Annotated in this window: 20 protein-coding genes; 13 read left to right on the plus strand and 7 right to left on the minus strand. The window is 57.6% G+C overall.

The window, feature by feature from the left end:
- The first annotated feature begins 49 nt into the window (after positions 1–49).
- The 9 genes from elaB (at position 50) to ABIE02_RS06620 (ending at position 9,605) form a co-directional block, all read left to right on the plus strand.
- Positions 50–355 carry a stress response protein ElaB gene (gene elaB / locus ABIE02_RS06580; protein ID WP_032612753.1) on the plus strand — a complete coding sequence of 102 codons (306 nt, stop codon included), beginning with the start codon at positions 50–52 and terminating at the stop codon, positions 353–355.
- Between the two features lie 96 nt (positions 356–451).
- Positions 452–1,747 carry an isochorismate synthase MenF gene (menF, locus tag ABIE02_RS06585; protein WP_336994466.1) on the plus strand — a complete coding sequence of 432 codons (1,296 nt, stop codon included), beginning with the start codon at positions 452–454 and terminating at the stop codon, positions 1,745–1,747.
- 88 nt (positions 1,748–1,835) lie between these two features.
- The gene (gene menD, locus ABIE02_RS06590) at positions 1,836–3,506 is read left to right on the plus strand and encodes a 2-succinyl-5-enolpyruvyl-6-hydroxy-3-cyclohexene-1-carboxylic-acid synthase (protein ID WP_285126016.1); all 1,671 of its coding nucleotides are present in this window, start codon (positions 1,836–1,838) and stop codon (positions 3,504–3,506) included.
- Positions 3,503–4,279, plus strand: coding sequence for a 2-succinyl-6-hydroxy-2,4-cyclohexadiene-1-carboxylate synthase (gene menH, locus ABIE02_RS06595; protein WP_336994467.1), 777 nt, complete (start codon positions 3,503–3,505; stop codon positions 4,277–4,279). The genes menD and menH overlap by 4 nt, the downstream gene beginning before the upstream one ends.
- On the plus strand, positions 4,276–5,133 hold the full coding sequence (gene menB, locus ABIE02_RS06600) for a 1,4-dihydroxy-2-naphthoyl-CoA synthase (RefSeq protein WP_059307480.1): 858 nt from the start codon (positions 4,276–4,278) through the stop codon (positions 5,131–5,133). Before menH ends, menB begins: the two co-directional genes overlap by 4 nt.
- Positions 5,133–6,098 (plus strand): o-succinylbenzoate synthase, encoded by a 966-nt coding sequence (gene menC, locus ABIE02_RS06605; RefSeq protein ID WP_336994468.1) that lies wholly within the window; start codon positions 5,133–5,135, stop codon positions 6,096–6,098. The genes menB and menC overlap by 1 nt, the downstream gene beginning before the upstream one ends.
- A complete protein-coding gene (gene menE, locus ABIE02_RS06610; RefSeq protein WP_336994469.1) occupies positions 6,095–7,456 on the plus strand; it encodes an o-succinylbenzoate--CoA ligase in 1,362 nt (453 codons plus the stop codon). Before menC ends, menE begins: the two co-directional genes overlap by 4 nt.
- A 316-nt stretch (positions 7,457–7,772) precedes the next feature.
- On the plus strand, positions 7,773–8,312 hold the full coding sequence (locus ABIE02_RS06615; protein ID WP_032612739.1) for a YfaZ family outer membrane protein: 540 nt from the start codon (positions 7,773–7,775) through the stop codon (positions 8,310–8,312).
- Positions 8,313–8,405: 93 nt separating this feature from the next.
- Positions 8,406–9,605: a nicotinamide mononucleotide deamidase-related protein YfaY gene (locus ABIE02_RS06620; protein ID WP_032612737.1), complete on the plus strand. Its 1,200-nt coding sequence runs from the start codon at positions 8,406–8,408 to the stop codon at positions 9,603–9,605.
- A gap of 32 nt (positions 9,606–9,637) precedes the next feature.
- Here ABIE02_RS06620 and glpC read toward each other — a convergent pair whose 3' ends face one another.
- From glpC to glpA, 3 genes are read right to left on the minus strand one after another with little or no spacing between them, the layout of a single operon-like run.
- A complete protein-coding gene (glpC, locus tag ABIE02_RS06625) occupies positions 9,638–10,828 on the minus strand; it encodes an anaerobic glycerol-3-phosphate dehydrogenase subunit GlpC (RefSeq protein ID WP_336994470.1) in 1,191 nt (396 codons plus the stop codon).
- A complete protein-coding gene (glpB, locus tag ABIE02_RS06630; RefSeq protein ID WP_336994471.1) occupies positions 10,825–12,042 on the minus strand; it encodes a glycerol-3-phosphate dehydrogenase subunit GlpB in 1,218 nt (405 codons plus the stop codon). The genes glpC and glpB overlap by 4 nt, the downstream gene beginning before the upstream one ends.
- A complete protein-coding gene (gene glpA, locus ABIE02_RS06635; protein WP_336994472.1) occupies positions 12,032–13,660 on the minus strand; it encodes an anaerobic glycerol-3-phosphate dehydrogenase subunit A in 1,629 nt (542 codons plus the stop codon). The genes glpB and glpA overlap by 11 nt, the downstream gene beginning before the upstream one ends.
- A 251-nt stretch (positions 13,661–13,911) precedes the next feature.
- Between glpA and glpT the strand changes: the two genes are divergently transcribed.
- Together glpT and glpQ are read left to right on the plus strand one after the other, a co-directional pair.
- The gene (gene glpT, locus ABIE02_RS06640; protein WP_032612729.1) at positions 13,912–15,264 is read left to right on the plus strand and encodes a glycerol-3-phosphate transporter; all 1,353 of its coding nucleotides are present in this window, start codon (positions 13,912–13,914) and stop codon (positions 15,262–15,264) included.
- An 11-nt stretch (positions 15,265–15,275) separates the two neighbouring features.
- Entirely contained in the window at positions 15,276–16,334 is a 1,059-nt protein-coding gene (gene glpQ, locus ABIE02_RS06645) for a glycerophosphodiester phosphodiesterase (protein ID WP_032612727.1), read from the plus strand.
- Positions 16,335–16,402: 68 nt separating this feature from the next.
- Here the strand turns inward: glpQ and yfaE are convergent, their stop codons facing one another.
- The 4 genes from yfaE to ubiG form a co-directional block, all read right to left on the minus strand.
- Positions 16,403–16,657 carry a class I ribonucleotide reductase maintenance protein YfaE gene (gene yfaE / locus ABIE02_RS06650; protein ID WP_165718133.1) on the minus strand — a complete coding sequence of 85 codons (255 nt, stop codon included), beginning with the start codon at positions 16,655–16,657 and terminating at the stop codon, positions 16,403–16,405.
- Positions 16,657–17,787 carry a class Ia ribonucleoside-diphosphate reductase subunit beta gene (gene nrdB / locus ABIE02_RS06655; protein WP_032612723.1) on the minus strand — a complete coding sequence of 377 codons (1,131 nt, stop codon included), beginning with the start codon at positions 17,785–17,787 and terminating at the stop codon, positions 16,657–16,659. The genes yfaE and nrdB overlap by 1 nt, the downstream gene beginning before the upstream one ends.
- An 89-nt stretch (positions 17,788–17,876) precedes the next feature.
- Positions 17,877–20,162: a class 1a ribonucleoside-diphosphate reductase subunit alpha gene (gene nrdA, locus ABIE02_RS06660; protein ID WP_032612721.1), complete on the minus strand. Its 2,286-nt coding sequence runs from the start codon at positions 20,160–20,162 to the stop codon at positions 17,877–17,879.
- Between the two features lie 333 nt (positions 20,163–20,495).
- Positions 20,496–21,224: a bifunctional 2-polyprenyl-6-hydroxyphenol methylase/3-demethylubiquinol 3-O-methyltransferase UbiG gene (ubiG, locus tag ABIE02_RS06665; protein ID WP_336994473.1), complete on the minus strand. Its 729-nt coding sequence runs from the start codon at positions 21,222–21,224 to the stop codon at positions 20,496–20,498.
- A gap of 132 nt (positions 21,225–21,356) precedes the next feature.
- Between ubiG and gyrA the strand changes: the two genes are divergently transcribed.
- Positions 21,357–23,993, plus strand: a complete 2,637-nt coding sequence (gene gyrA, locus ABIE02_RS06670; protein ID WP_059307489.1) for a DNA topoisomerase (ATP-hydrolyzing) subunit A — start codon at positions 21,357–21,359, stop codon at positions 23,991–23,993.
- Between the two features lie 145 nt (positions 23,994–24,138).
- Positions 24,139–26,985 carry a two-component system sensor histidine kinase RcsC gene (gene rcsC, locus ABIE02_RS06675; RefSeq protein ID WP_032610842.1) on the plus strand — a complete coding sequence of 949 codons (2,847 nt, stop codon included), beginning with the start codon at positions 24,139–24,141 and terminating at the stop codon, positions 26,983–26,985.
- Positions 26,986–26,998: the final 13 nt, after the last annotated feature.

A 26,998-nucleotide genomic window follows, 5' to 3' on the forward strand; every position in this document is an offset into this window, starting at 1 on the left:
CAAGGATTGTCTATAGTTAGCGAACTGATGCAACTACAAGGAGAAAACTATGTCCTTCCAATCTTCGGAATCGCACGTTGATGATGATCTGACGCTGTTAAGTGAAACGCTGGAAGAAGTCCTTCGTTCTTCAGGCGATCCGGCCGATCAAAAGTACATTGAGCTAAAGGCGCGTGCTGAACAGGCACTGCATGACGTGAAAACGCGCGTAAGCCATGCGTCGGACACTTACTATTATCGGGCGAAAAAAGCGGTCTATCGTGCGGACGATTATGTCCGTGAAAAACCGTGGCAGGGTATCGGAGTAGGCGCCGCCGCCGGTCTGGTGCTCGGTCTGCTGCTCGCCCGCCGTTAATCCTACACGCACGCTTCTCCCTGTCAAATCGTGGGTACTGCTTTTTCCAGCCAGTACCCCGTATAATGTAAGGTCTTTGAGCTGGGAGAAGTTCGCGTGCACTCGATTTCCACCGCGCTGGCAGGCCTTTGCCACCAGTTAGCAGACGATATTCCTGATGTACCTGGCCTGCATCACCTCGATGTTTCCTTTGCGCTCAACGATGCGTTTGACCCGCTCGCCTGGCTGAATGCCCAGCACTGTTTTCCTCAGTTCTACTGGCAGCAGCGTAACGGTGATGAAGAGTACGCCGCGCTGGGGGCCACAAAACACTTCGCCTCTCTCTCTGATGCCCGTCATTTTTTGCACTGTTATCCGCAATGTCCTGACGTTCGGGTGGTGGGGGTTAACGCCTTCGATCCGCACCAGGGCAATCTGTTCCTGCCGCGTCTGCTGTGGCAGCGCAGCGGCGGAACCGCGACGCTGCGGCTGATACTTTGCAGCGCAACCTCGCTGAAAAACGATGCGCAACACGCACACGAATTCTTGCGCTCCCTCAGGGACAGCCAGCCCGTTAAGGCGCTTAACCAGCCGGTGGTGAGCGAAACCCATCGGCCTGAGAAATCCGGCTGGCTGGCGTTAATCACCCGTGCAACCGACGCCATTGCCCGCGGGGAGTTCGATAAAGTAGTGTTGGCCCGGGCAACGGATCTGCATTTCAACCTGCCGGTCAATCCTGTCGCTCTGATAGCCGCCAGCCGTCGGGTGAATTTCCAGTGCTACCACTTTCTGATGCGCCCTGATGCTACCCGGGCCTTTCTCGGTTCGTCGCCGGAACGGCTGTGGCGGCGGCGTGGAACCCTGCTGCGTACCGAGGCGTTGGCCGGTACGGTCGCCAGTCACCCGGATGATGCCCAGGCCGCCCGCATGGGGGACTGGCTGATGCATGACGATAAAAACCAGCGTGAAAATATGCTGGTGGTCGAGGATATCTGTCAGCGCCTGCAACGTGATGGCGGCGTGCTTGACGTGCTGCCGCCGCAAATTATGCGCTTGCGTAAGGTGCAGCATTTACGCCGCTGCATCTGGACTGCATTGCAACAGCCGGACGATGAACAGTGCCTGATGCGGCTGCAACCTACCGCCGCCGTCGCCGGTCTGCCGCGCCAAAATGCGTGGGATTTTATCGCCCGCAATGAACCCTTCGATCGGGAGTGGTATGCCGGGTCCGCTGGCTATCTGTCGTTAGCGCAAAGCGAATTCTGCGTGGCGTTGCGTTCGGCCAGGGTGCAGGAGACCTGCGTGCGCCTGTACGCCGGGGCGGGGATCGTCAGTGGTTCCGACCCTGAACAGGAGTGGCAGGAGATTGAAAATAAAGCTGCCGGACTGCGTTCTCTCCTCCTAAAGGATTAATACTGAGTCGTACTTACCCGATTCATATCAAAATTACATCTTTTCCTATTATTTATACTTAGTCGCAATATTGATACCGGACAATTCCATGTCAGTGAGTTCCTTTAACCGGCGCTGGGCGGCGGTGATCCTTGAAGCCCTGACCCGCCATGGCGTCAGGCACGTTTGCATCGCACCCGGCTCGCGTTCAACGCCGTTGACCCTGGCTGCCGCAGAGAACCGTGCTTTTATTCATCACACCCATTTTGATGAACGCGGTCTCGGGCATCTGGCGCTGGGGCTGGCCAAAGCCAGTAATACCCCGGTGGCGGTTATTGTAACTTCCGGTACCGCGGTGGCTAACCTCTATCCGGCGCTGATTGAAGCCGGTCTGACCGGCGAAAAGCTGGTGCTGCTAACGGCGGATCGTCCCCCGGAGCTGATCGACTGTGGCGCAAACCAGGCCATTCGTCAGCCGGGTCTCTTCGCCTCACATCCCTCGGAAACCTTATCCCTGCCGCGTCCGACCCGGGATATTCCCGCCCGCTGGCTGGTCTCCACAGTGGATAACGCCATGGGCGCATTGCGCGCGGGGGCGCTGCACATTAACTGTCCGTTTGCCGAGCCGCTGTATGGCGAAATGGATGATACCGATCTTGCCTGGCACCAGGCGCTGGGTGACTGGTGGCAGAGCGATAAACCCTGGCTGCGCGCCCCCGCAGCGCTTTCAAGCCCTGAACAGCGCGACTGGTTCTTCTGGCGGCAAAAACGCGGCGTGGTGCTGGCGGGCAGAATGAGCGCGGCGGAAGGAAAAAAGGTGGCAGAGTGGGCGCAAACCCTGGGCTGGCCGCTGATTGGCGACGTACTTTCCCAGACCGGGCAGCCGCTGCCGTGTGCGGATCTGTGGCTGGGCAATGCGAAGGCCGTTACCGAACTGGAGCAGGCGCAGATTGTGGTCCAGCTGGGCGGCAGTCTGACGGGGAAACGGCTGCTGCAGTGGCAGGCAACCTGCACGCCGGAAGAGTACTGGCTGGTCGATCCGCGGGAAGGGCGGCTGGATCCGGCGCACCATTGCGGTCGTCGGCTGGTCTCGAATGTCGCCGACTGGCTGGAACTGCATCCGGCGGAAAAACGCGGCCCCTGGGCCACGGCGATCCCGGAACTCTCCCGCCAGGCCTGGCAGCTGACAGCGCAACACAGCGAGGCGTTTGGCGAGGCGCAGCTGGCGCACCGTATTCGCCACTATCTGCCCGAGCAGGGGCAGCTGTTTGTCGGCAACAGCCTGGTGGTGCGTCTGATTGATGCCTTTTCCCGCCTGCCGGCAGGCTATCCGGTGTTCAGTAACCGTGGCGCCAGCGGCATTGACGGGCTGATCTCCACCGCAGCCGGGGTCCAGCGTGCCAACGCACGCCCGACGCTGGCGATTATTGGCGATCTGTCGGCGTTGTACGATCTCAACGCGCTGGCCTTGTTACGTCAGGCTTCGGCGCCCTTTGTGCTGCTGGTGATCAACAACAACGGCGGGCAGATTTTCTCCCTGCTCCCGACGCCGCAGAGTGAGCGTGAGCGCTTCTATCTGATGCCGCAAAACGTGCAGTTTGAACACGCGGCAGCCATGTTCAGCCTCCGCTATCAGCGCCCTACAAGCTGGGGGGAGTTGGAGAGCGCCCTGAATACGGCGTGGAGCAAACCTCGCGCCACGCTTATCGAAGTGGTGGTTAACGACAGCGATGGCGCGCAGATGCTGCAAAACCTGCTGGCGCAGGTAAGCCATCTATGATCCTGCAAGGCACGCACTGCACCAGCGCGGCAGGAAAACCCTGGCTGGTTTTCCTGCACGGCTTTTCCGGCGATCGCCGTGAATGGCAGTTGCCCGAAGCGTGCCTGGAGGATTACCCCCGCTTATATCTTGATTTGCCGGGACACGGCGAATCGGCGCACGCTGCGGTGCACGATTTCAACGACATGCATACATTGCTGAATCGCACCCTTATTAGTTACAACATACTAAAGTACTGGCTGGTGGGGTACTCCCTCGGCGGCCGCATTGCGATGTATCACGCCTGCCAGCGCCCGAAAGGGCTACAGGGATTGATTGTTGAAGGGGCGCATCCGGGGTTGCGTGATGATGACGAACGGGCAAGGCGCCGCGCCTCTGATGCTCACTGGGCTGCGCGTTTTCGCCATGAACCCTTAGAGGCGGTGTTTGCAGACTGGTATCAACAGCCGGTCTTTGCCTCATTAACTGACGCGCAGCGTCGTGCGCTCGTAGCCCTGCGCAGCCGTAACAACGGCGCGACCCTCGCCGCCATGTTGCAGGCGACATCCCTGGCTGAACAACCCGATTTAAGGGCTGCGCTCGCTGAGTGCGCAGTTCCCTTTTTCTATCTGTATGGCGAGCGGGACGACAAGTTCAGGGCGATTGCCCGGGAGCTTCCCGCGATCGGCCATCAAATTTCCCATGCCGGACATAACGCCCATCGGGAAAATCCCGTTGCGGTGGCCGAGCGTCTGGCTCAGATACTCCGTTTATCCATAAAGGACACTCTATGATCTACCCTGATGAAAACATGCTCTACGCACCGGTGGAATGGCAGGACTGCTCCGAAGGTTACACCGACATTCGTTACCACAAATCGGCGGACGGGATCGCCAAAATCACCATCAACCGTCCCGAGGTGCGTAACGCGTTTCGTCCGGTCACCGTTAAAGAGATGATCCAGGCGCTGGCAGATGCCCGTTACGACGACAATATCGGCGTGATTGTCCTTACCGGGGAAGGCGAAAAAGCGTTCTGTTCCGGCGGCGATCAGAAAGTGCGCGGCGACTACGGCGGATACCAGGATGACTCTGGCGTGCACCACCTGAACGTGCTCGACTTCCAGCGCCAGATCCGCACCTGTCCAAAACCGGTTGTTGCGATGGTGGCTGGCTACTCCATCGGGGGCGGTCACGTGCTGCACATGATGTGCGACCTGACGATCGCGGCAGAAAATGCCATCTTCGGCCAGACCGGCCCGAAAGTCGGCTCCTTCGACGGCGGCTGGGGCGCCTCCTACATGGCCCGTATCGTGGGGCAGAAAAAAGCGCGCGAGATCTGGTTCCTGTGCCGTCAGTACAATGCCCAGGAAGCGCTGGACATGGGGCTGGTTAACACCGTGGTGCCGATTGCCGATCTGGAAAAAGAGACCGTGCGCTGGTGCCGTGAAATGCTGCAAAACAGCCCGATGGCGCTGCGCTGCCTGAAGGCGGCACTGAACGCCGACTGCGATGGTCAGGCCGGGCTGCAGGAGCTGGCAGGCAATGCCACTATGCTGTTCTACATGACCGAAGAGGGTCAGGAAGGGCGTAACGCGTTCAACGAGAAGCGCCAGCCGGACTTCAGCAAATACAAACGGAATCCGTAATGCGCAGCGTACAGATCTACCGCTGGCAGGTACCGATGGACGCGGGTGTGGTTCTGCGCGAACGGCGGTTAAAAACGCGCGACGGTCTGTTCGTTCATCTGCAGCAGGGCGATCGGCAAGGGTGGGGAGAAATCGCCCCCCTGCCGGGCTTCAGCCGCGAGTCGCTGGAGGAGGCGGAAGCCTCGCTGCGGGCCTGGTGCCTGGCCTGGCGCGACGGCGCAGATCCGCAGTTGCCCGGTCAGCCTGCGGTGGATTTTGGCATCAGCTGTGCGCTGGCCGAACTGGACGGTACGCTGCCGCAGAAAGCCAATTATCGCGCAGCCCCGCTCTGTACCGGGGATCCTGACGAACTCTTTGCCGTGCTCGCCGCCATGCCGGGCGAAAAAGTGGCGAAGATCAAAGTGGGGCTGTACGAAGCGGTGCGCGACGGCATGGTGGCGAATCTGCTGCTGGAGGCCATCCCGGATCTGCGTCTGCGCCTTGATGCCAACCGTGCCTGGACACCGTTGAAAGCGCAGCAGTTTGCGAAGTACGTTAACCCGGCGTATCGGGATCGTATCGCCTTTCTGGAGGAACCCTGTAAAACGCGCGCGGACTCGCTGGCGTTTGCCCGGGAGACAGGGATTGCCATCGCCTGGGATGAAAGCCTGCGCGAGGATGATTTTGCGTTTGTTGCCGAGCCGGGTGTCAGCGCCGTGGTGATCAAACCGACCCTGACCGGCAGCCTGGAGAAAGTGCGCCAGCAGGTCTCTGCGGCACAGGCGGCAGGCCTGACGGCGGTGATAAGCTCCTCCATTGAATCCAGTCTTGGGCTGACACAGCTGGCACGTATCGCAGCCTGGCTGACGCCAGACACTGTCCCCGGCCTGGACACGCTAAACCTGATGCAAGCTCAGCTTATCCGCTCCTGGCCTGACAGTACGCTGCCGCAACTCGACGTCGAGGCGCTGGAGCCGCTGCTATGAGTTTTACCGACTGGCCGTGGCGGCACTGGTGCGCGCGGCAGGCTGATAAACCTGCGCTACGCCTGAACGAAGAGACGCTCACCTGGCAACAGCTGTGCGATCGTGTAGATCGCCTGGCGACGGGTTTTCATCGTCAGGGCGTACAGGAAGGTGACGGCGTAATGCTGCTCGCCCACAATCATCCGCACACCCTGCTGGCGTGGCTGGCGCTGCTTCAGTGCGGGGCGCGCATTCTGCCCGTTAATCCTCAGCTGCCGCGTCCGCTGCTGGATATCTTATTGCCGCAAATGACACTGCGTTTTGCGCTGGTGTTAACCGGCGTGTTCGACGGGCTGCCTGGACTGGCTTTACGCGATGACAAGGGGCACTACAGCGTTGCATGGCAACCAGAACGTCTGGCCTCCATGACGCTTACCTCCGGTTCGACCGGTTTACCCAAAGCGGCGGTGCATACCTGTTCGGCCCACCTTGCCAGCGCGCAGGGCGTTCTGGCCCTCATGCCGTTTAGCGGCAACGATGACTGGCTGCTTTCGCTGCCGCTTTTTCATGTCTCCGGGCAGGGCATTTTATGGCGCTGGCTGCATGCGGGCGCGCGCCTGACCGTGCGTGAGAAACAGCCGCTGGAGCAGGCATTGCAGGGCTGTACTCACGCCTCGCTGGTACCAACTCAGCTGTGGCGCCTGATCAATGGCGAGCATCGCGTCGCCCTGAAAGCCGTCCTTCTCGGCGGGGCGGCCATTCCTGTGGCGCTGACGGAGAAGGCACGCGAGCAGGGCATTCGGACCTTCTGCGGTTACGGTCTGACTGAATTTGCCTCCACCGTCTGCGCCAAAGAGGCGGACGGAGAACCAGATGTCGGTTTCCCCTTGCCGGGGCGAGAAATACAGGTCGTCGAGGGAGAAGTCTGGATCAAGGCACGCAGTATGGCGGCGGGTTACTGGCGAGACGGCGCATTGCTCCCGCTGACCAATGCGCAGGGCTGGTTCGCCACCCGCGATCGCGGTGCGTTATGCGACGGTCGGCTGACTATCCTGGGTCGGATGGATAATCTCTTTTTCAGCGGCGGGGAGGGGATCCAGCCGGAAGAGCTGGAGCGGGTGATCGGCACCCATCCTCAGGTAAACCAGGTGTATGTGGTTCCCTTCGATGATGTCGAGTTTGGTCAACGGCCGGTGGCGGTCGTCGAGTGCGAAGCGGGAACGGATATCGCCCAGCTACCGCACTGGGTGAGCGATAAGCTGGCGCGCTTTCAGCAGCCGGTACACTGGCTTATGCTCCCGGCTGAACTGAAAAATGGCGGAATTAAAATCGCCCGCCGCGCCCTGCAACAGTGGGTTCATCAGTCGTTACGAGGTTGAGTTGCGAGTCTTCCCGGTGATCGGCTGCGGGTAAAGGGCAGGGCGCAGGCATTCATCCTGCGATAAAAACGGGAGCTCAGGCTCCCGTTTCGTTTTTAACTTCGCTGCCATTCAACGCATCCGTGCCGTTAAACTGACGTCGCTGGCATCCTCAGGGTAACGCTTTTTCCGAATTTAACATTGTTAAAACCTGTAAGTATCAACTCGTTACAATCTAATTTTTTTATTATCTCGCCGCAGCGTTGATCGCAGGCCGACTCACGTTAAAATCTCGCGGTTTTGAATAATTCTAATCACATTGCGCGGGATCACGACAATGAAAAAAGTGGCATTACTGGGCTTAGGCCTGATGTTTGCGTCAGCAGCGGCAAACGCAATCTCTTTTAACGGCTCGGCGGGTAAGGACTATACCCACCTGGGCTTTGGCCTTGGCACCGAGACGTCCGGTCTGGCGATGACCGGTGGCTGGACCCATAACGACGATGATGGCGATGCCGCCAGCCTCGGTCTCGGTCTGAACGTTCCTCTCGGTCCATTCCTGGCCACCGTCGGCGGAAAAGGGATCTACACCAACCCAAACAACGGCGACGAAGGTTACGCCGCGGCGGTGGGCGGCGGTCTGCAGTGGAAGATTGGCGACAGCTTCGGCCTGTTTGGCGAGTACTATTACTCTCCAGACTCGCTCTCCAGCGGCATCAACAGCTATAAAGAAGCCAACGCCGGTGCGCGCTGGACCATCATGCGTCCAATCACCATTGAAGCCGGTTATCGTTATCTGAACCTGGCCGGTAAAGACGGCAATCGCGATAACGCCCTGGCCGATGGCCCATATGTTGGCGTGAGCGCGGGCTTCTAATCTATTTCGGCGCAGTGCTCTGCTGCGCCAGTTTCTCTTTTCACCCATCACCATTGCGCTATAGTGTTTTGACCATAGAAGTGGGAGAACACAATGATTAACGTGGAAATGTTATCCACTGGCGACGAAGTGCTGCATGGGCAAATTATTGATACCAATGCGGCCTGGCTTGCCGATTTATTCTTTGAGCAGGGATTACCACTCACGCGCCGCAATACGGTGGGCGACAACCTTGAGTCACTGGTGAACATTCTGCGCGAGCGCAGCGAACAGGCTGACGTGCTGATTGTGAACGGCGGACTCGGCCCGACCAGCGACGATCTTAGCGCTCTGGCCGCCGCGACAGCGAAAGGCGAAGGGCTGGTGATGCATGAAGAGTGGCTGGCACAGATGGAGCGCTTTTTCTCCGATCGTGGCCGCGTCATGGCCCCGAGCAACCGCAAACAGGCTGAGATCCCCGCCAGTGCCGAACTGGTTGATAACCCGGTTGGCACCGCCTGCGGGTTTGCCATTCAACTCAACCGCTGCCTGATGTTCTTCACGCCGGGCGTGCCGTCTGAATTTAAAGTGATGGTTGAGCAGCAGATCCTGCCGCGCCTTCGTCAGCGTTTTACCCTGCCGGAGCCGCCGCTGTGTCTGCGCCTGACCACCTTTGGCCGCTCTGAAAGCGATCTGGCCCAGAGTCTGGATCACCTGCAACTCCCGCCGGGCGTGTCGATGGGCTATCGCTCCTCGATGCCGATTATCGAGCTTAAGCTCACCGGCCCGGCAACAGAGAAAGCCGCCATGCTGGCGTTGTGGCCGGAAGTGCAGCGTGTCGCGGGTGAAAGCCTGATTTTTGAGGGCACCGAAGGGCTGCCAGCGCAGATCGCCCGTGAGTTGCAGTCCCGCCAGTTGAGCGTGACCCTGAGCGAGCAGTTTACCGGTGGATTGCTGGCATTACAGCTTTCACGCGCCAGCGCGCCGCTGCTGGCCAGTGAAGTGGTGCCGTTCCAGCAGGAAACCCTGGCGCAGACCGCTCGCTGGGCATCAGAACGCAGAGTGAAACATTTTGCCGGACTGGCGCTGGCCATCGGTGGAGTGGATGACGAGCACCTTAACTTTGCGCTGGCGACGCCGGAAGGCACACACGCGCTGCGGGTGAAAATGAGTATCACCCGTCACAGTGTGGCGGTGCGTCAGGAGGTGTGCGCCATGATGGCGCTCAACATGCTGCGCCGCTGGCTGAACGGGAAAGAGGTCGCCAGCGAACACGGCTGGATCAACGTTGTTGAGTCGGTGTTTGTCGAGTGATGAATCTGCCGGGGCGGACACCCCGGCAACCTCTAGCCCAGTGCCTTTGCCAGTAAGGTAATGGGATGCTCGCAACGTTTGCGGGTGGACATTTCAATCTGCCATTTGCAGGTTTCGCAGTCCGTCACCACGATATCTGCGCCGCTCTCTTCAATCTGACGGAACAGCGGCGCGCCAATCGCCTGCGAGGTGGGGTAGTTTTCTCGCTTAAACCCGTAGGTGCCCGCGATGCCGCAGCAGCGCGAATCCAGCACCGTCAACGTTAGCCCCGGTATCAGCCGTAGCAATTCCAGCGTATACAGCGACCAGCCCATTTTTTCCATATGACAGGGCGTGTGATAAACCACGTTCAGTGGCAATGGTTTCAGTGGCAGGGTCTGTCCACTGTCCAGCATGCGCCACAGGAAGCGAGTCGCCAGTTCAATATGGTCGCGCAGGTCGGTGTTATCCACATCCAAAAGATGCGGATATTCATCCCGCAATGTGAAGGTGCAGGTAGACGACGTGGCGAGCACCGGGATCCCTTTTCCGACAATGGCTTCGCGCAAGGCGGTGACGTTGCTGGTCGCCTGCTTGCGCGCTTTATCCGTGAAGCCGTTGGCAATCAGTGGCACACCGCAGCACTTCTCTTTATTCAGTAGCTGTACGCCAGTGCCCATCGCATTCAGGACATTGAGCAGATCTTTTCCCAACTGAGGGTGATTGTAATTCACGTAGCAGCCGTGGAAGAAAGCCACCTGATCGCTAAACTGCGCCTGTTCCGCCGCCACCGATTTGTACCAGCCGCGAAACGTCCCCTGAGAATATTTCGGCAGGCTGCGACGGTGGTCGATTTTCAGGGTGGCGTCCAGCAACTGGCGTACCGGTTTCAGCGAGGTCGCAGCGTTCACCAGCGGGGCGAACGGCGTTGAAACCCTGCCCATCAGGTCGGTATGGCTGAGGATGGCATCACGCAACGTCGGTTTTTGGGTGCTATAACGCGCGCGGGCACGCTGAATGATATCGCCGATTTTGACATCTGACGGGCAAGCCACTTCGCAGCGCTTGCAGTTGATGCAGTATTTCAGTGCTTCATCGTACAGCGCGCCGTCCTTCAGGCGCAGGCGCTCCCCGTCTGGACCGGCCTGCTTCGGCCCCGGGTATTGCGGGTTTACGCCGCTGACCGGGCAGACCGTAGTGCAGACCGTGCATTTAATGCAGCTTTCAAAGCGGGTGTCGTTCATTGTTCGGCCTCCATACTGTGGATAATCTGCCCGGCGACATGCAGTGCCGTTATCGCGCATATGCCGCCGCCGCAACCCTGGGCAATAGGATCGTAGCCACCCAGAATCGAGCCGATGGCGTAGAGATTTTCAACGGGTGTACCGGAGAGTTGAGGACGCAGATGTTCATCGACGATCACCCCGAACTGTTGCCAGGGCTGCGGCGTGAAGAAATCACTCTGGTACCAGTCTGCACGCGAGGCGCTTTGACGAACATCCAGCCCGAGGATGGCCTCGCGGATGCCTTCCCGGCTGCTCAACAAGCCGTTGCTGAAGAAACTGCCGCTGGCGAGCACCGTATGGCGGGCGCGCAACGGAATATCGCCGTGGTTACGGGTCCAGATTTCGCTTACCGCGCCCTGCGCCAGCGTGATTTTTTTGACTTCGTCGCCTGCCATCCATACGCCACCCTGGGCAATAAATTGCCGCTGGAGCTGATTATGCAGACGAATGCCCGGCACCGAAGGGGGAAGCGTCGGCAGTAAACCCAGAGAGCAGGGCAAGCGATCGGACAGCCAGTGCCAGAGGCGATTGTCCGTTAAGCCGAAACAGGCCGGCATAAACAGAGCATCGCAGGTTTCGCCGAGCGGCCGGAGTGCCTCATACAGTTGCGGCCATTTATCTTCATGATCCAGCAGGCGGGCAATATTCACCGCACGAAACTCGCTGGGGTTGTCACGCAGTACGTCGAGTTCAGGAAGGTCGATCTCAGCGGCATCGACGTTAATCCCCCGCTGGCTCAGCGAGGCGGCGGCCAGGTGCGGCTGGAAATCAAGAAAACCGCTGATCCCGACCACCAGCACACGCTTCGCGTCGAAGGGGGCGACGGGAACCTCTTCCGGGCTGAGCCAGGCAGATCGCAGGGTGCCAAGCGGGGTCACACGCTGATGATTTTTCTGCGCGTTGCCCTGTAAGCCTGCGCCGCTGCGTGCCAGCAGCGTTTCCGCTTCCCTGGCGTAGCGTAAAACGTTTTCGACGCCCGTCAGGCGGTAGGGGTGCGCTGGCGGCAAATCGTCAAAGGCCATCGGCCCTAACAGATCCAGCGAGCCAGAAGAGAAGTGCAGCGCGCTCTGTCCCCGGGTCACGATGGCGCAGCGAAGCCCGTGCGTCGTGAGTTTGATGCCGCAGAGCAAACCCGCCAGGCCACCGCCGACAATCAGGGTATCAAAATTCATCCTGCGTCTCCTTCTCCAGACCACAAAGCCCCTGGTAGACCCAGCGGGTAAACTCGCTTTCACGCAGGGCATCGCCCCAGGCGACAGGCTGAATGCCTTTCCAGCGCTCGTTTAAAAATTCACTCAACTGGCTCAGTGACTGGCTTGAGGTAGTGACATGAAAGCGCTGTAACAGTCCTGCTGCCCGGCAGGCGCACAGTTCACCCTGACAGGTTCCCATGCCGACGCGGGTACGGCGGCGCAAGTCCAGCAGATTATTCACCGTCAGGTTCTCCACGGCGTATTGAACCTCCCCGGCGGTCACCGCCTCACACTCGCACACCAGGCTGCGGCTAAGCCGCCCTCCGCCAATCCATGCGGGTGTTCTGTCACCGTGGCGATAGAGTGCAGAGCCGCGCAGCGGGGCGGGGAGCGAGATGATTTTTTGCAGGGTTTTTTCGGTTGCTTCACGCGAGCCGGGCAGAGGCTTTTCCGCCGTGACGCACGCGTTGGTGTTGCCCAGTTTCCGGCACACGGCATCGGTGGTCCATTGCGCCATCAGGCGATAGGTCATCAGCTTGCCGCCGGTAATGGTGATAAAGCCCTCCATCCCGTCACGTTCGGCGTGATCGAGCAGCACAATGCCGCGGCTAACGTTACGTCCACTCGGATCGTCATCGCTGGCTACCAGCGGGCGAACGCCGGCATACGCCCGCAGAATACGGGTTTGTGCCATGACAGGTGCCAGTTTTTCACCTTCACGCAGCAGGATATCCACCTCGTCAGCCGTCACCCGGTTGGCGTCAATTTCGCTGTAGTCAACGTGGGTTGAGGTGGTGCCAATCAATGAAATGGTATCCCCCGGCACCAGGATATCGGCATCAGAAGGTTTACGGCAGCGGTTAATGACGTGGTTGTTGATGCGGTGATCGAGGATCAGCAGGGAACCTTTTGCCGGAAACATACGAACGGAGAGGTCGGCATATTCCGCGATGCGCTGGCCCCAGATCCCCGCCGCGTTCACCACGACGGCGGCAAACAGGTCGCTGTGTTCTTTGTATTGCGTATCAAATATCCGCACACCGCGAACGGTGTTGCCTTCGCGGATCAGCCCGGTGACCTCATGCCCGGTCAGGATACGCGCGCCGTGCTCGCGGGCGTCCAGCATATTGGCGGCCGTCAGGCGGAAGGGATCCACCGTGCCGTCCGGGACCGTAACTGCGCCGATCAGGGCAGGGTTTACGGCGGGTTCTATACGGCGGGCCTGCGCAGGGTCAATCGCTTCAGCAGCGATCCCGGCTGCGGTACAGGCGGAAATAAAGGTTTGTTGAAACGAAAGATCATCTTCAGGCAGCGTGATAAACAGACCATTGGTTGGTTCAACGCAGTGACGGGCAATGCGCCTGAGGATCTGGTTTTCAGCAATACACTCCCGTGCGGATTCCGCATCCGTGACCGCATAGCGCGCGCCGCTGTGGAGCAGGCCGTGATTACGCCCGGTCGCCCCTGTCGCGATATCATGGCGTTCAAGAAGCGTCACGCTTAAGCCCCGCAGCGCACAGTCCCGGGCAATCCCCGCCCCGGTTGCGCCACCGCCAATGATTATCACATCGCTGTAACGAGGATCCTGAAGCATCATCGTCTTTCCTCTATGTTCGTTTTTCTATCATTTAGCCACATGAAAGTTGTGGTTTGTTTGATTTCGAACATAAACGCGCCTGATACGAAAATGAAACACGATTCCATGCGTCTTTATGCGCATTCTGTCATATTTCTGTAACAATTTGTGCGTTGATTCACAGTAACAATCGCTGTGATTTCTTAACATCCCCGCCTCTGGAATCAGGTGCGAGCCACCTGCTCACTTTCTCTAAGGCCACGGAGGCTGTCATGCTCAGTATCTTTAAACCTGCGCCGCATCAGGCGCGTCTGCCAGAGGCAGAAATAGATCCGCTTTATCGCCGCCTGCGCTGGCAAATCTTCCTGGGGATTTTCTTCGGGTATGCGGCTTATTACCTGGTGCGTAAGAACTTTGCGCTTGCCATGCCCTATCTGGTGGAGCAGGGCTTTTCGCGCGGCGATCTGGGGTTCGCGTTGTCAGGGATCTCCATTGCCTATGGTTTTTCCAAGTTCATCATGGGGTCGGTGTCGGATCGTTCGAATCCGCGCGTGTTCCTGCCTGCCGGGCTGATTCTGGCGGCAGCGGTGATGCTCTTTATGGGCTTCGTTCCCTGGGCGACCTCCAGTATTGCGGTCATGTTTGTGCTGCTGTTCCTCTGCGGCTGGTTCCAGGGGATGGGCTGGCCGCCGTGCGGACGCACCATGGTGCACTGGTGGTCGCAGAAAGAGCGTGGCGGCATCGTGTCGGTGTGGAACTGCGCGCATAACGTCGGCGGCGGTATTCCGCCACTGCTGTTCCTGCTCGGTATGGCCTGGTTCAACGACTGGAAAGCGGCGCTCTATATGCCTGCCTTTGGTGCCATCGTGGTGGCGATTATCGCTTTTGCCCTGATGCGTGATACACCGCAGTCCTGTGGCCTGCCGCCGATCGAAGAGTACAAAAACGACTACCCCGATGATTACAGCGAGCAGCACGAAGAAGAGCTGTCGGCAAAACAGATCTTCATGAAATATGTGCTGCCAAACAAACTGCTGTGGTACATCGCGGTGGCGAACGTGTTTGTTTATCTGCTGCGCTACGGCATTCTGGACTGGTCGCCAACCTATCTGAAAGAAGTGAAGCACTTCGCGCTGGATAAATCTTCCTGGGCCTACTTCCTGTATGAGTATGCAGGGATCCCGGGCACGCTTCTATGCGGCTGGATGTCGGACAAAGTCTTCCGGGGCAACCGTGGTGCGACGGGCGTCTTCTTTATGACTCTGGTGACCATTGCGACCATCGTTTACTGGCTCAACCCGCCGGGTAATCCATCCGTAGACATGGCGTGCATGATCGTCATCGGCTTCCTGATCTATGGCCCGGTAATGCTGATTGGCCTGCACGCCCTGGAGCTGGCACCGAAAAAAGCGGCAGGGACAGCGGCGGGCTTTACCGGTCTGTTTGGCTATCTGGGCGGTTCGGTCGCGGCCAGCGCCATTGTTGGCTATACCGTTGACTTCTTCGGCTGGGACGGCGGCTTTATGGTGATGATTGGCGGGAGCGTCCTGGCGGTACTGCTGCTGATTGTGGTCATGATCGGGGAAAAACGTCACCACGCTGAAGTGCTGGCACGTCGTCAATAAGGAGAAGGGCTTTGAAACTGACCCAATTAGCGACTGGCCTGCTGCTGGCGGGGCTGATGACCGGCTCCGCGCTGGCGGCCGATAAAATTGTTATCGCCCACCGTGGCGCGAGCGGTTATTTGCCGGAGCACACGCTTCCGGCAAAAGCGATGGCCTATGCACAGGGCGCGGACTATCTGGAGCAGGATCTGGTGATGACGAAGGACGACCAACTGGTTGTCCTGCATGATCATTATCTGGATCGCGTGACGGATGTGGCGGAACGTTTCCCGGACCGCGCCCGTAAAGATGGCCGTTATTACGCCATCGACTTTACGCTGGCGGAAATCCGTTCGCTGAAATTTACCGAAGGTTTTGAGATCGAAAACGGCAAGAAGGTGCAGGTCTATCCGGGACGTTTCCCGATGGGCAAATCTGACTTCCGCATTCACACTTTCGAAGAGGAAATAGAGTTTGTTCAGGGGCTGAACCACTCCACCGGTAAAAACATCGGTATCTACCCGGAAATCAAAGCGCCGTGGTTCCACCATCAGGAAGGCAAAGATATTGCGGCGAAAACGCTGGCAGTGCTAAAGGAGTATGGCTACACCCGCAAAGAGGACAAGGTGTATCTCCAGTGTTTTGATGCCGCTGAACTGAAACGCATCAAAACCGAGCTGGAGCCGAAGATGGGGATGGACCTCAATCTGGTGCAACTGATTGCCTATACCGACTGGAATGAAACCCAGGAGAAACAGCCTGACGGCAAGTGGATCAACTACAGCTACGACTGGATGTTTAAACCGGGAGCAATGCAGCAAATTGCGCAGTACGCGGACGGTATTGGGCCGGATTACCACATGCTGGTGGCGGACGGCTCAACGCCGGGTCACGTTAAGCTGACGGCGATGGTAAAAGACGCCCATGCCAGCAAGCTGCAGGTGCACCCGTACACGGTGCGTGCAGACCAGTTGCCGGACTATGCGACGGACGTGAATCAGCTTTACGACGTGCTGTATAACCAGGCGGGTGTGGACGGGTTGTTTACGGACTTCCCGGATAAGGCGGTCGAGTTTATTCAGCGGAAGTAGATTTGGTTGGTCGGGTAAGACGAAGACATCACCTTAACCCTCTCCCACGGGAGAGGGGATAAGGGCGCTTACATTTCGATTTCGATATCCCCTTTTGCCCGGCAGCAGCAAGGCAAAATTTCCCCTTCGTTAATGAAGGCCAGCGGCTCGGTGATCCAGTCGACCTGGCCTATCACCAGACGGCAGCGGCAGGAGCCGCAGTAACCTTCACGGCACTGGTATTCAACTTCAATCTGGTGAGATTCCAGCGCAACGAGCAGGGAAGGGTGCTCTTCCTGGCACAGGATCTCTGTGCCAGAAAGACGAAGCGTCACGCGGCTCATCAGAGCTGGAAATCGCTCAAATCGTCAGTGTTGACTTCGGAGTCAATCTGACCGACGAGGTAGGAACTTACTTCCACTTCCTGCGGCGCCACCTGCACGTTATCGGAAACCAGCCAGGTGTTGATCCACGGGATCGGGTTGGAGCGGGTCTGGAACGGCAGATCGAGACCAACCGCCTGCATACGGATGTTGGTGATGTACTCCACGTACTGGCAGAGAATATCTTTGTTCAGGCCGATCATGGAGCCGCCCTGGAACAGGTATTCCGCCCACTCTTTCTCCTGCTGCGCCGCCTGAACAAACAGGTCGTAACTTTCCTGTTTGCACTCTTCAGCAATTTCGGCCATCTCGGGATCGTCCACGCCGCTGCGCAGCAAGTTCAGCATATGCTGGGTGCCGGTCAGGTGCAGGGCTTCATCGCGGGCAATCAGGCGGATGATTTTGGCGTTGCCTTCCATCAACTCGCGTTCTGCGAAAGCGAAGGAGCAGGCAAAACTGACGTAGAAGCGGATCGCTTCCAGCGCGTTCACGCTCATCAGGCACAGGTAGAGCTTTTTCTTCAGCTCACGCAGATTCACGGTCACGGTTTTGCCGTTCACGGTGTGCGTGCCTTCACCCAGCAGATGCCAGTAGCTGGTCATCTCGATCAGGTCGTCATAGAAGTGAGAAATGCCTTCGGCGCGCTTCAGGATCTGATCGTTGGTGACGATATCATCAAACACAATCGCCGGATCGTTGACGATGTTACGAATGATATGGGTATAAGAGCGGGAGTGGATCGTCTCGGAGAACGCCCAGGTCTCAACCCAGGTTTCCAGCTCCGGGATAGAGATCAGCGGCAGCAGCGCCACGTTCGGGCTACGGCCCTGGATGGAGTCCAGCAGCGTCTGATACTTCAGGTTGCTGAGGAAGATGTGCTTTTCGTGTTCTGGCAGAGCCTGGAAATCGATACGGTCGCGGGAAACGTCAACCTCTTCCGGGCGCCAGAAGAAGGAGAGTTGCTTTTCAATCAGCTTTTCGAAGATGTCATATTTTTGCTGATCGTAGCGTGCCACGTTGACCGGCTGGCCGAAGAACATCGGCTCTTTGAGCTGGTCGTTTTTCGTCTGTGAAAAGGTGGTGTATGCCATGAGTGTGTCCTGTTGAGATTGTACTGCCCGGCGGGCCGGGCCTACAAAAACGTAAGCCGGGTAAGCGTAACGCTACCCGGCAAAATTACTTAGATCTTACATGCGCCGCTTTCGCAGCCATCATCCTGAATGGACGGGACCAGATCGTCCTGCGCATCTTCCGCACCGTCACGGGTGTTTTGATAGTACAGGGTTTTCACGCCAAATTTATAGGCGGTGAGCAGGTCTTTCAGCAGCTGCTGCATCGGTACTTTCCCTGACGGGAAGCGTGATGGATCGTAGTTGGTGTTCGCAGAGATCGACTGGTCGATAAACTTCTGCATGATGCCCACCAGTTGCAGGTAGCCGTCGTTGTTTGGCATTTCCCACAGCAGCTCGTAGTTGTTTTTCAGCAGCTCGTAGTCTGGCACCACCTGGCGCAGGATCCCGTCTTTCGACGCTTTGATGCTCACGTGACCGCGCGGCGGCTCGATGCCGTTGGTGGCGTTGGAGATCTGCGAGGAGGTCTCGGACGGCATCAGGGCAGAGAGCGTAGAGTTACGCAGGCCGTGGGTTTTAATCGACTCGCGCAGGCCTTCCCAGTCGAGGTGCAGCGGCTCGCTGACGATCCCGTCCAGATCTTTCTTGTAGGTATCGATCGGCAGAATGCCTTTGGCGTAGGTGGTTTCGTTGAACCACGGGCAGGCGCCTTGTTCGATGGCCAGTTCGTTAGAGGCTTTCAGCAGGTAGTACTGAATGGCTTCGAAGGTCTGGTGCGTCAGGTTATTGGCGCTGCCGTCGGAGTAACGTTTGCCGTTTTTCGCCAGCCAGTAAGCGTAGTTGATCACGCCAATGCCGAGAGTACGACGACCCATTGCCCCGCGTTTTGCCGCTGGGATTGGGTAATCCTGGTAGTCCAGCAGCGCATCCAGCGCGCGAACCGCCAGCACTGCCAGCTCTTCCAGCTCGTCCAGGCTATTAATCGCACCCAGGTTGAACGCAGAGAGCGTACACAGGGCGATCTCGCCGTTTTCGTCGTTCACATCTTCCAGCGGTTTGGTCGGCAGGGCGATCTCCAGGCACAGGTTGGACTGGCGCACTGGTGCAACGACCGGATCGAACGGGCTGTGGGTGTTGCAGTGGTCAACGTTCTGGATGTAGATACGGCCCGTGGAAGCACGTTCCTGCATCATCAGGGAGAACAGTTCAACCGCTTTCACACGCTGCTTACGGATGCTGTCGTCGTTTTCATACTGAACGTACAGACGCTCGAACTCATCCTGATCGGCAAAGAAGGCGTCGTACAGGCCCGGGACGTCTGACGGGCTGAACAGGGTGATGTCGCCGCCTTTCAGCAGACGGGTGTACATCAGCTTGTTGATCTGAACGCCGTAATCCATGTGACGTACGCGGTTACCTTCCACGCCACGGTTGTTTTTCAGTACCAGCAGGCTTTCGACTTCCAGATGCCACATCGGGTAGAACAGGGTGGCTGCGCCACCGCGTACGCCGCCCTGAGAGCAGGATTTCACCGCAGTCTGGAAGTGTTTGTAGAATGGAATACAGCCGGTGTGGAACGCTTCACCGCCGCGAATTGGGCTGCCCAGCGCACGGATGCGACCGGCGTTAATACCGATACCGGCGCGTTGGGAAACGTATTTCACAATGGCGCTGGAGGTGGCGTTAATGGAGTCCAGGCTATCGCCACACTCGATCAGTACGCAGGAGCTGAACTGACGGGTAGGGGTGCGCACGCCGGACATGATCGGCGTCGGCAGAGAAATCTTGAAGGTGGAAACCGCATCGTAGAAACGCTTCACGTATTCCAGACGGGTAGCACGCGGATAGTTAGAGAACAGGCAGGCGGCCACCAGAATGTAGAGGAACTGGGCGCTCTCGTAGATTTCGCCGGTCACACGGTTCTGGACCAGGTATTTCCCTTCCAGCTGCTTCACCGCGGCGTAGGAGAAGTTCATATCACGCCAGTGATCGATAAACCCGTCCATCTGCTTGAACTCTTCTTCCGTGTAGTCTTCCAGCAGATGCGTGTCGTATTTGCCCAGCTCTACCATCTTCACCACATGATCGAACAACGCTGGCGGCTCAAACTGGCCGTAGGCTTTTTTACGCAGGTGGAAAATGGCCAGACGGGCTGCGAGGTACTGATAATCCGGTGCTTCACGGGAGATCAGATCCGCCGCGGCTTTGATAATGGTTTCGTGGATATCAGACGTTTTGATGCCGTCATAGAACTGGATATGGGAGCGCAGTTCCACCTGAGAAATGGATACGTTATTCAGTCCTTCTGCTGCCCAGTCGAGAACACGATGGATTTTGTCCAGATTGATACGCTCGGTAGCACCGTCGCGCTTTGTCACCAGCAGACTCTGATTCATGTGGGTTTTTACCTGTCCGTGAAAAAAGAAAATATCCCCCGCTTATCCACAGACCTCTGTGGATAAATACTACATATAGGGGTTTTACGATAAGGATAACGCAAGATGGTGAGTATTCTAGTAAGGATTCTTTTCAGTACAAGAGTTGATTTTGAGGTTAAATTGAGGTTGTGAAAGAGTAAAAAAGCGTAAGTCCTCGTACCGTAAGGCCTGGACGTGATGTCAATAATGTAGAAAAAAAAATGAAAAATTGATCGACTGCTGATTTCTTCAACGGGTGGTCAAAAATGCGCAACAAACTGCTGCGCATTCTTAGAAAAAGAGTAGATAACCTTAGTCTTTTTTGGCGGTGGTATGGAGCATGTAGTTAACGTCCACGCCTGGCGCCAGTTTGAACTTGTCGGTCAGAGGATTGTAGTGCAGACCGGTCATGTGCTGCTCTTTCAGGGAGGTGCCATCGACCCAGCTCAGTAACTCTGCCGGTTTGATGAATTTTTTCACATCGTGGGTGCCTTTTGGCACCATCCGCAGCACGTATTCTGCGCCGACCACGGCCATCAGCCACGCCTTGCCGTTGCGGTTGATGGTGGAGAAGAACACCTGGCCGCCCGGTTTAACGAGTTTTGCGCAGGCGTTCACCACCGATTGCGGGTCGGGCACGTGCTCCAGCATCTCCATGCAGGTGACGACGTCATACTGTTGGGCAAACTTCGCGGCGTGTTCTTCAACCGTTTCCTGCACGTACTCCACCTGAATACCGCTTTCCAGCGCATGCAGTCGCGCCACCTGTAGCGGCTCGAAGCCCATATCCAGCCCGGTCACGGTAGCGCCTTCGCGCGCCATACTCTCTGCCAGGATACCGCCGCCGCAGCCTACATCGAGCACCTTTTTAACGAACAGGCCGCCGGAGCGTTCCGCGATATAGCCCAGACGCAGGGGGTTAATGCGGTGCAGGGGTTTAAACTCACCTTCAAGATCCCACCAGCGCGAGGCGACGGCTTCGAATTTGGCGATCTCTTCATGGTCAACGTTGGGAGCCACCGGGGATTTTTCCGCATTCATGGACGCTTTTACTCCGTAATTTAAAGACGAGGAAGTATATCAGGATAACAAAGCAAATTAGTTTAAACCTAAGCGGGTGTGTTATAATTTCCGACCTTTGAATCCGGGATACAGTAGAGGGATAGCGGTTAGATGAGCGACCTTGCGAGAGAAATTACACCGGTTAACATCGAGGAAGAGCTGAAGAGCTCCTATCTGGATTATGCGATGTCGGTCATTGTTGGCCGTGCGCTGCCGGATGTCCGCGATGGACTTAAGCCGGTACACCGTCGCGTACTATACGCCATGAACGTATTGGGCAATGACTGGAATAAAGCCTACAAAAAATCTGCCCGTGTCGTTGGTGACGTAATCGGTAAATATCACCCGCATGGTGATACCGCCGTGTACGACACCATCGTCCGTATGGCGCAGCCATTCTCCTTGCGTTACATGCTGGTAGATGGTCAGGGTAACTTTGGTTCGGTCGATGGTGACTCCGCGGCGGCGATGCGTTATACGGAAATCCGTATGTCGAAAATCGCCCACGAGCTGATGGCCGACCTGGAAAAAGAGACCGTTGATTTCGTCGATAACTACGACGGCACCGAGCGCATTCCCGATGTGATGCCAACCAAGATCCCTAACCTGCTGGTAAACGGTGCGTCCGGTATCGCAGTAGGTATGGCGACTAACATTCCGCCGCACAACATCACGGAAGTGATCAACGGTTGCCTGGCCTATATCGACGATGAAGACATCAGCATTGAAGGGCTGATGGAACACATCCCCGGCCCGGACTTCCCGACCGCCGCCATCATTAATGGCCGTCGCGGCATTGAAGAAGCGTACCGTACCGGTCGCGGCAAGATCTATATTCGTGCCCGCGCAGAAGTCGAAGCCGACGCCAAAACCGGCCGTGAGACCATCATCGTCCACGAAATACCGTATCAGGTGAACAAAGCGCGCCTGATCGAGAAGATTGCCGAGCTGGTTAAAGAGAAACGCATTGAAGGTATCAGCGCGCTGCGTGATGAGTCTGACAAAGACGGCATGCGTATCGTGATTGAAATCAAACGTGACGCGGTAGGGGAAGTGGTACTGAACAACCTCTACTCCCTGACTCAGCTTCAGGTCTCCTTCGGGATCAACATGGTTGCGCTGCACCATGGTCAGCCGAAGATCATGAACCTGAAAGACATTCTGAGCGCGTTCGTGCGTCACCGCCGTGAAGTGGTGACTCGCCGTACCATTTTCGAACTGCGTAAAGCCCGCGATCGTGCGCACATCCTTGAAGCGCTGGCCGTTGCGCTGGCGAACATCGATCCGATCATCGAGTTAATTCGCCGTGCGCCAACCCCTGCGGAAGCGAAAGCGGCGTTAGTGGCTCAGCCATGGGCGCTGGGTAATGTCTCAGCAATGCTGGAACGTGCGGGCGATGACGCTGCGCGTCCAGAGTGGCTGGAACCCGAGTTCGGCGTGCGTGATGGCCAGTACTATCTGACCGAGCAGCAGGCTCAGGCGATTCTGGATCTGCGTCTGCAGAAACTGACCGGCCTTGAGCACGAAAAATTGCTCGACGAGTACAAAGAGCTGCTGGAACAGATTGCCGAGCTGCTGCATATCCTCGGCAGCGCCGATCGTCTGATGGAAGTGATCCGCGAAGAGCTGGCGCTGGTTCGCGATCAGTTCGGCGATGAGCGTCGCACTGAAATCACGGCCAATACCGCTGATATCAACATCGAAGACCTGATCAACCAGGAAGACGTTGTTGTGACCCTGTCTCACCAGGGCTACGTGAAGTACCAGCCGTTAACCGACTACGAAGCACAGCGTCGTGGCGGTAAGGGCAAGTCAGCGGCACGTATTAAAGAAGAAGACTTTATCGACCGCCTGCTGGTGGCCAACACCCACGACACCATCCTCTGCTTCTCAAGCCGGGGCCGTCTGTACTGGATGAAGGTCTATCAGCTGCCGGAAGCGAGCCGTGGCGCACGTGGACGTCCAATCGTCAACCTGCTGCCGCTGGAGCAGAACGAGCGTATCACCGCCATTCTGCCGGTTCGTGAGTACGCAGAAGGCGTGAACGTCTTTATGGCAACCGCCAGCGGTACGGTGAAGAAGACCGCCCTGACCGAGTTCAGCCGTCCACGTTCTGCCGGCATTATCGCCGTCAACCTGAACGAAGGCGACGAACTGATTGGTGTGGATCTGACCTCCGGTTCCGACGAAGTGATGCTGTTCTCTGCCGCCGGTAAAGTGGTGCGCTTCAAAGAGAGCGCAGTGCGCGCCATGGGTCGTACTGCGACCGGTGTTCGCGGCATCAAACTGGCGGGCGAAGACAGCGTTGTCTCCCTGATTGTTCCGCGCGGCGAAGGCGCAATCCTGACCGTTACGCAGAACGGCTACGGTAAACGTACCGCCCAGGACGAGTATCCAACCAAGTCCCGCGGCACCCAGGGCGTTATCTCGATCAAAGTGACTGAGCGTAACGGCTCCGTGGTTGGCGCGGTTCAGGTTGATGATACCGACCAGATCATGATGATCACCGATGCCGGTACGCTGGTGCGTACTCGCGTGTCCGAGATCAGCGTGGTAGGCCGTAACACCCAGGGCGTGATCCTCATCCGTACCGCGGAAGATGAGAACGTGGTGGGTCTGCAGCGCGTCGCTGAGCCAGTGGATGACGAAGAGCTCGACTCTATCGACGGCAGCGTAGCAGAAGGTGACGATGAGATCGCACCGGAAGCGGATACTGACGACGATGCAGCGGATGACGCTGAAGAGTAATGTCTCCTGACGATAAAGGGCCGGTCTCCGGCCCTTTTCTTTTGCCGGTACACGCAATTGCAGACAACCGAACATTGCGACTATGCGCGTTTACCGCTACCTTAAAGCCCATTCCTTTTGACCCTGATGGCGGAGCCTCGCCCCCTTGAAATACCTCGTCTCCTTTCGAACCACGCTGAAAGTTTCTCGCTATCTGTTCCGGGCGCTGGCGCTCCTGATTTGGGTGTTGATCGCCCTGTTTTCGGTGTTTTACATCGTCAATGCGCTGCACCAGAAGGAGTCGGAGATCCGCCAGGAGTTCAACCTTAGCTACGAACAGTCCCAGCGCTACATTCAGCGCACCGCAGACGTCATGAAGGAACTCAAGTACATCGCGGAGAACCGTCTGACGGCAGAAAACGGCGTACTGGCCACCCGCGGACGCGACAGTAAAACCGAGGTGCCCAACTTTGAGCCGCTGTTCCCCGATTCTGACTGTTCTGTTATGGGGCCGGCATGGCGGGGTTCGCTGGCGTCACTGGCCTGGTTTATGCGCTACTGGCGCGATAACTTCTCGGCAGCGTACGATCTGAACCGGGTCTTTCTGATTGGCAGCGAAAATCTCTGTATGGCCAATTTTGGCCTGCGTGACGTGCCGGTCGATCGCGAAAACGCCCTGAAAAGCCTGCGCGAACGGATCACCAAATACCGCAACGCACCGCAGGATGAGCGCGGCAACAACCTGTTCTGGATTGGCCAGGGGCCGCGTCCAGGGGTAGGGTACTTCTATGCCATGACGCCGGTCTATCTGGCGAACCGCCTGCAGGCGATGCTCGGCACTGAACAGACTATCCGCATGGAGAACTTTTTCACCCCCGGCAATCTGCCGATGGGCGTAACCATTCTCGATGAAAATGGCCACAGCCTTATCTCGCTGGCGGGGCCAGAAACACGTCTCAAGGTCGACCCTCGCTGGATGCAGGAGCGTTCGTGGTTTGGTTATACCTCCGGTTTCCGCGATCTGGTGCTGAAAAAGAGCCTGCCGCCATCGTCCCTGAGCATCGTCTATTCCGTTCCGGTGGATCTGGTCCTGGAACGTATCCGCATGCTGATCCTCAACTCGGTGCTACTCAACGTGCTGGTGGGGATTGCGCTGTTTACCCTGGCGCGGATGTACGAGCGCAAAATATTTATCCCGGCGGAGATCGATGCTCAGCGCCTCGAGGAGCATGAGCAGTTCAACCGCAAGATTGTCGCCTCTGCGCCGGTGGGGATCTGTATTCTGCGCACCCTGGATGGGACTAACATCCTCAGTAACGAGCTGGCGCATAACTATCTCAATATGCTGACCCACGAGGATCGGCAGCGGCTGACGCAGATTATCTGCGGACAGCAGGTCAACTTTGTCGACGTGCTCACCAGCAACAACACCAATTTGCAGATTAGCTTTGTGCACTCGCGCTATCGCAACGAGAACGTCGCCATCTGCGTGCTGGTGGATGTCTCCGCGCGCGTCAAAATGGAAGAGTCGTTGCAGGACATGGCCCAGTCGGCTGAACAGGCCAGCCAGTCGAAATCGATGTTCCTTGCGACGGTCAGCCACGAGTTGCGCACCCCGCTGTACGGTATTATTGGTAACCTCGATCTGCTGCAGACCAAAGAGCTGCCCCGGGGCGTAGACCGTCTGGTGACGGCGATGAATAACTCCTCCAGCCTGCTGTTGAAAATCATCAGCGATATTCTCGACTTCTCCAAAATTGAGTCCGAGCAGCTGAAAATTGAGCCGCGCGAATTCTCACCGCGCGAGGTGATGAACCATATCAGCGCCAACTACCTGCCGCTGGTGGTACGTAAGCAGTTGGGACTGTACTGCTTTATTGAGCCGGACGTGCCGGTATCCCTGCAGGGCGATCCGATGCGCCTGCAGCAGGTGATCTCCAACCTGCTCAGCAACGCCATTAAATTTACCGACATGGGCTGCATTGTGATGCATGTCTCCAGGGCAGGGGACTATCTGAGCATTCGCGTGCGCGACACCGGGGTCGGTATTCCGGCCAAAGAGGTGGTCAAACTCTTCGACCCGTTCTTCCAGGTGGGGACCGGGGTTCAGCGCAATTTCCAGGGCACCGGTCTGGGGCTGGCGATCTGTGAAAAACTGATCAGCATGATGGACGGCGATATCTCGGTGGATACCGAACCCGGTATGGGTAGCCAGTTCACCATCCGCATTCCGCTGTATGCCGCGCAGTCTCCGGCCAACGGGCTGGTAGAGGGATTAAGTGATAAACGCTGTTGGTTAGCGGTCAATAATGCCTCGCTGTATGCCTATCTGGAATCCCTGCTGACGACACACGGTATTCGCGTGGCACGCTACACAGGCCAAACGCCGGACGCAGAAGACATGCTCATCACCGACGATGAACTGACGCAGCCGTGGCAGGGTAAAGCGGCAGTGATCTTCTGCCGTCGCCATATTGGCATTGCCCAGGAGCGTGCCCACGGTGAATGGGTGAACAGCGTGGCCTCGCCGCACGAACTGATTACGCTGCTGGCGCGGATCTACCGTGTGGAGATGGAGACAGCCGACGGCACGACGGCGCTACCGTCACCGGAATCGGTGCAGTCGATGAATGAAGACATGATGATCCTGGTGGTGGATGACCATCCGATTAACCGCCGCCTGCTGGCTGACCAGCTTGGCTCGCTGGGCTATCAGTGCAAGACCGCGAACGATGGTGTGGATGCGCTGAATGTGCTGAGTAAAAACCATATCGACATCGTCCTGAGCGACGTGAACATGCCGAACATGGATGGCTATCGCCTGACCCAACGCATTCGCCAGCTGGGGCTGACGCTGCCGGTGGTGGGCGTCACCGCTAACGCCCTGGCGGAAGAGAAACAGCGCTGTCTGGAGTCGGGGATGGACAGCTGTCTTTCCAAGCCGGTAACGCTGGACGTGCTGAAACAGACGCTATCGGTGTACGCGGAGCGGGTGAGGAAGACGCGAGTATAAAAAAAGCCCACTT

This window comes from Leclercia sp. 1548 (assembly GCF_050435045.1).
GTDB classification, from domain to species: domain Bacteria; phylum Pseudomonadota; class Gammaproteobacteria; order Enterobacterales; family Enterobacteriaceae; genus Enterobacter; species Enterobacter adecarboxylatus.

Coding starts and splice junctions, on each gene's coding strand:
- elaB (WP_032612753.1), top strand. CDS start 50: ATGTCCTTCCAATCTTCGGAATCGCACGTTGATGATGATCTGACGCTG.
- menD (WP_285126016.1), top strand. CDS start 1,836: ATGTCAGTGAGTTCCTTTAACCGGCGCTGGGCGGCGGTGATCCTTGAA.
- menH (WP_336994467.1), top strand. CDS start 3,503: ATGATCCTGCAAGGCACGCACTGCACCAGCGCGGCAGGAAAACCCTGG.
- menB (WP_059307480.1), top strand. CDS start 4,276: ATGATCTACCCTGATGAAAACATGCTCTACGCACCGGTGGAATGGCAG.
- menC (WP_336994468.1), top strand. CDS start 5,133: ATGCGCAGCGTACAGATCTACCGCTGGCAGGTACCGATGGACGCGGGT.
- menE (WP_336994469.1), top strand. CDS start 6,095: ATGAGTTTTACCGACTGGCCGTGGCGGCACTGGTGCGCGCGGCAGGCT.
- ABIE02_RS06615 (WP_032612739.1), top strand. CDS start 7,773: ATGAAAAAAGTGGCATTACTGGGCTTAGGCCTGATGTTTGCGTCAGCA.
- ABIE02_RS06620 (WP_032612737.1), top strand. CDS start 8,406: ATGATTAACGTGGAAATGTTATCCACTGGCGACGAAGTGCTGCATGGG.
- glpC (WP_336994470.1), bottom strand. CDS start 10,828: ATGAACGACACCCGCTTTGAAAGCTGCATTAAATGCACGGTCTGCACT.
- glpB (WP_336994471.1), bottom strand. CDS start 12,042: ATGAATTTTGATACCCTGATTGTCGGCGGTGGCCTGGCGGGTTTGCTC.
- glpA (WP_336994472.1), bottom strand. CDS start 13,660: ATGATGCTTCAGGATCCTCGTTACAGCGATGTGATAATCATTGGCGGT.
- glpT (WP_032612729.1), top strand. CDS start 13,912: ATGCTCAGTATCTTTAAACCTGCGCCGCATCAGGCGCGTCTGCCAGAG.
- yfaE (WP_165718133.1), bottom strand. CDS start 16,657: ATGAGCCGCGTGACGCTTCGTCTTTCTGGCACAGAGATCCTGTGCCAG.
- nrdB (WP_032612723.1), bottom strand. CDS start 17,787: ATGGCATACACCACCTTTTCACAGACGAAAAACGACCAGCTCAAAGAG.
- nrdA (WP_032612721.1), bottom strand. CDS start 20,162: ATGAATCAGAGTCTGCTGGTGACAAAGCGCGACGGTGCTACCGAGCGT.
- ubiG (WP_336994473.1), bottom strand. CDS start 21,224: ATGAATGCGGAAAAATCCCCGGTGGCTCCCAACGTTGACCATGAAGAG.
- gyrA (WP_059307489.1), top strand. CDS start 21,357: ATGAGCGACCTTGCGAGAGAAATTACACCGGTTAACATCGAGGAAGAG.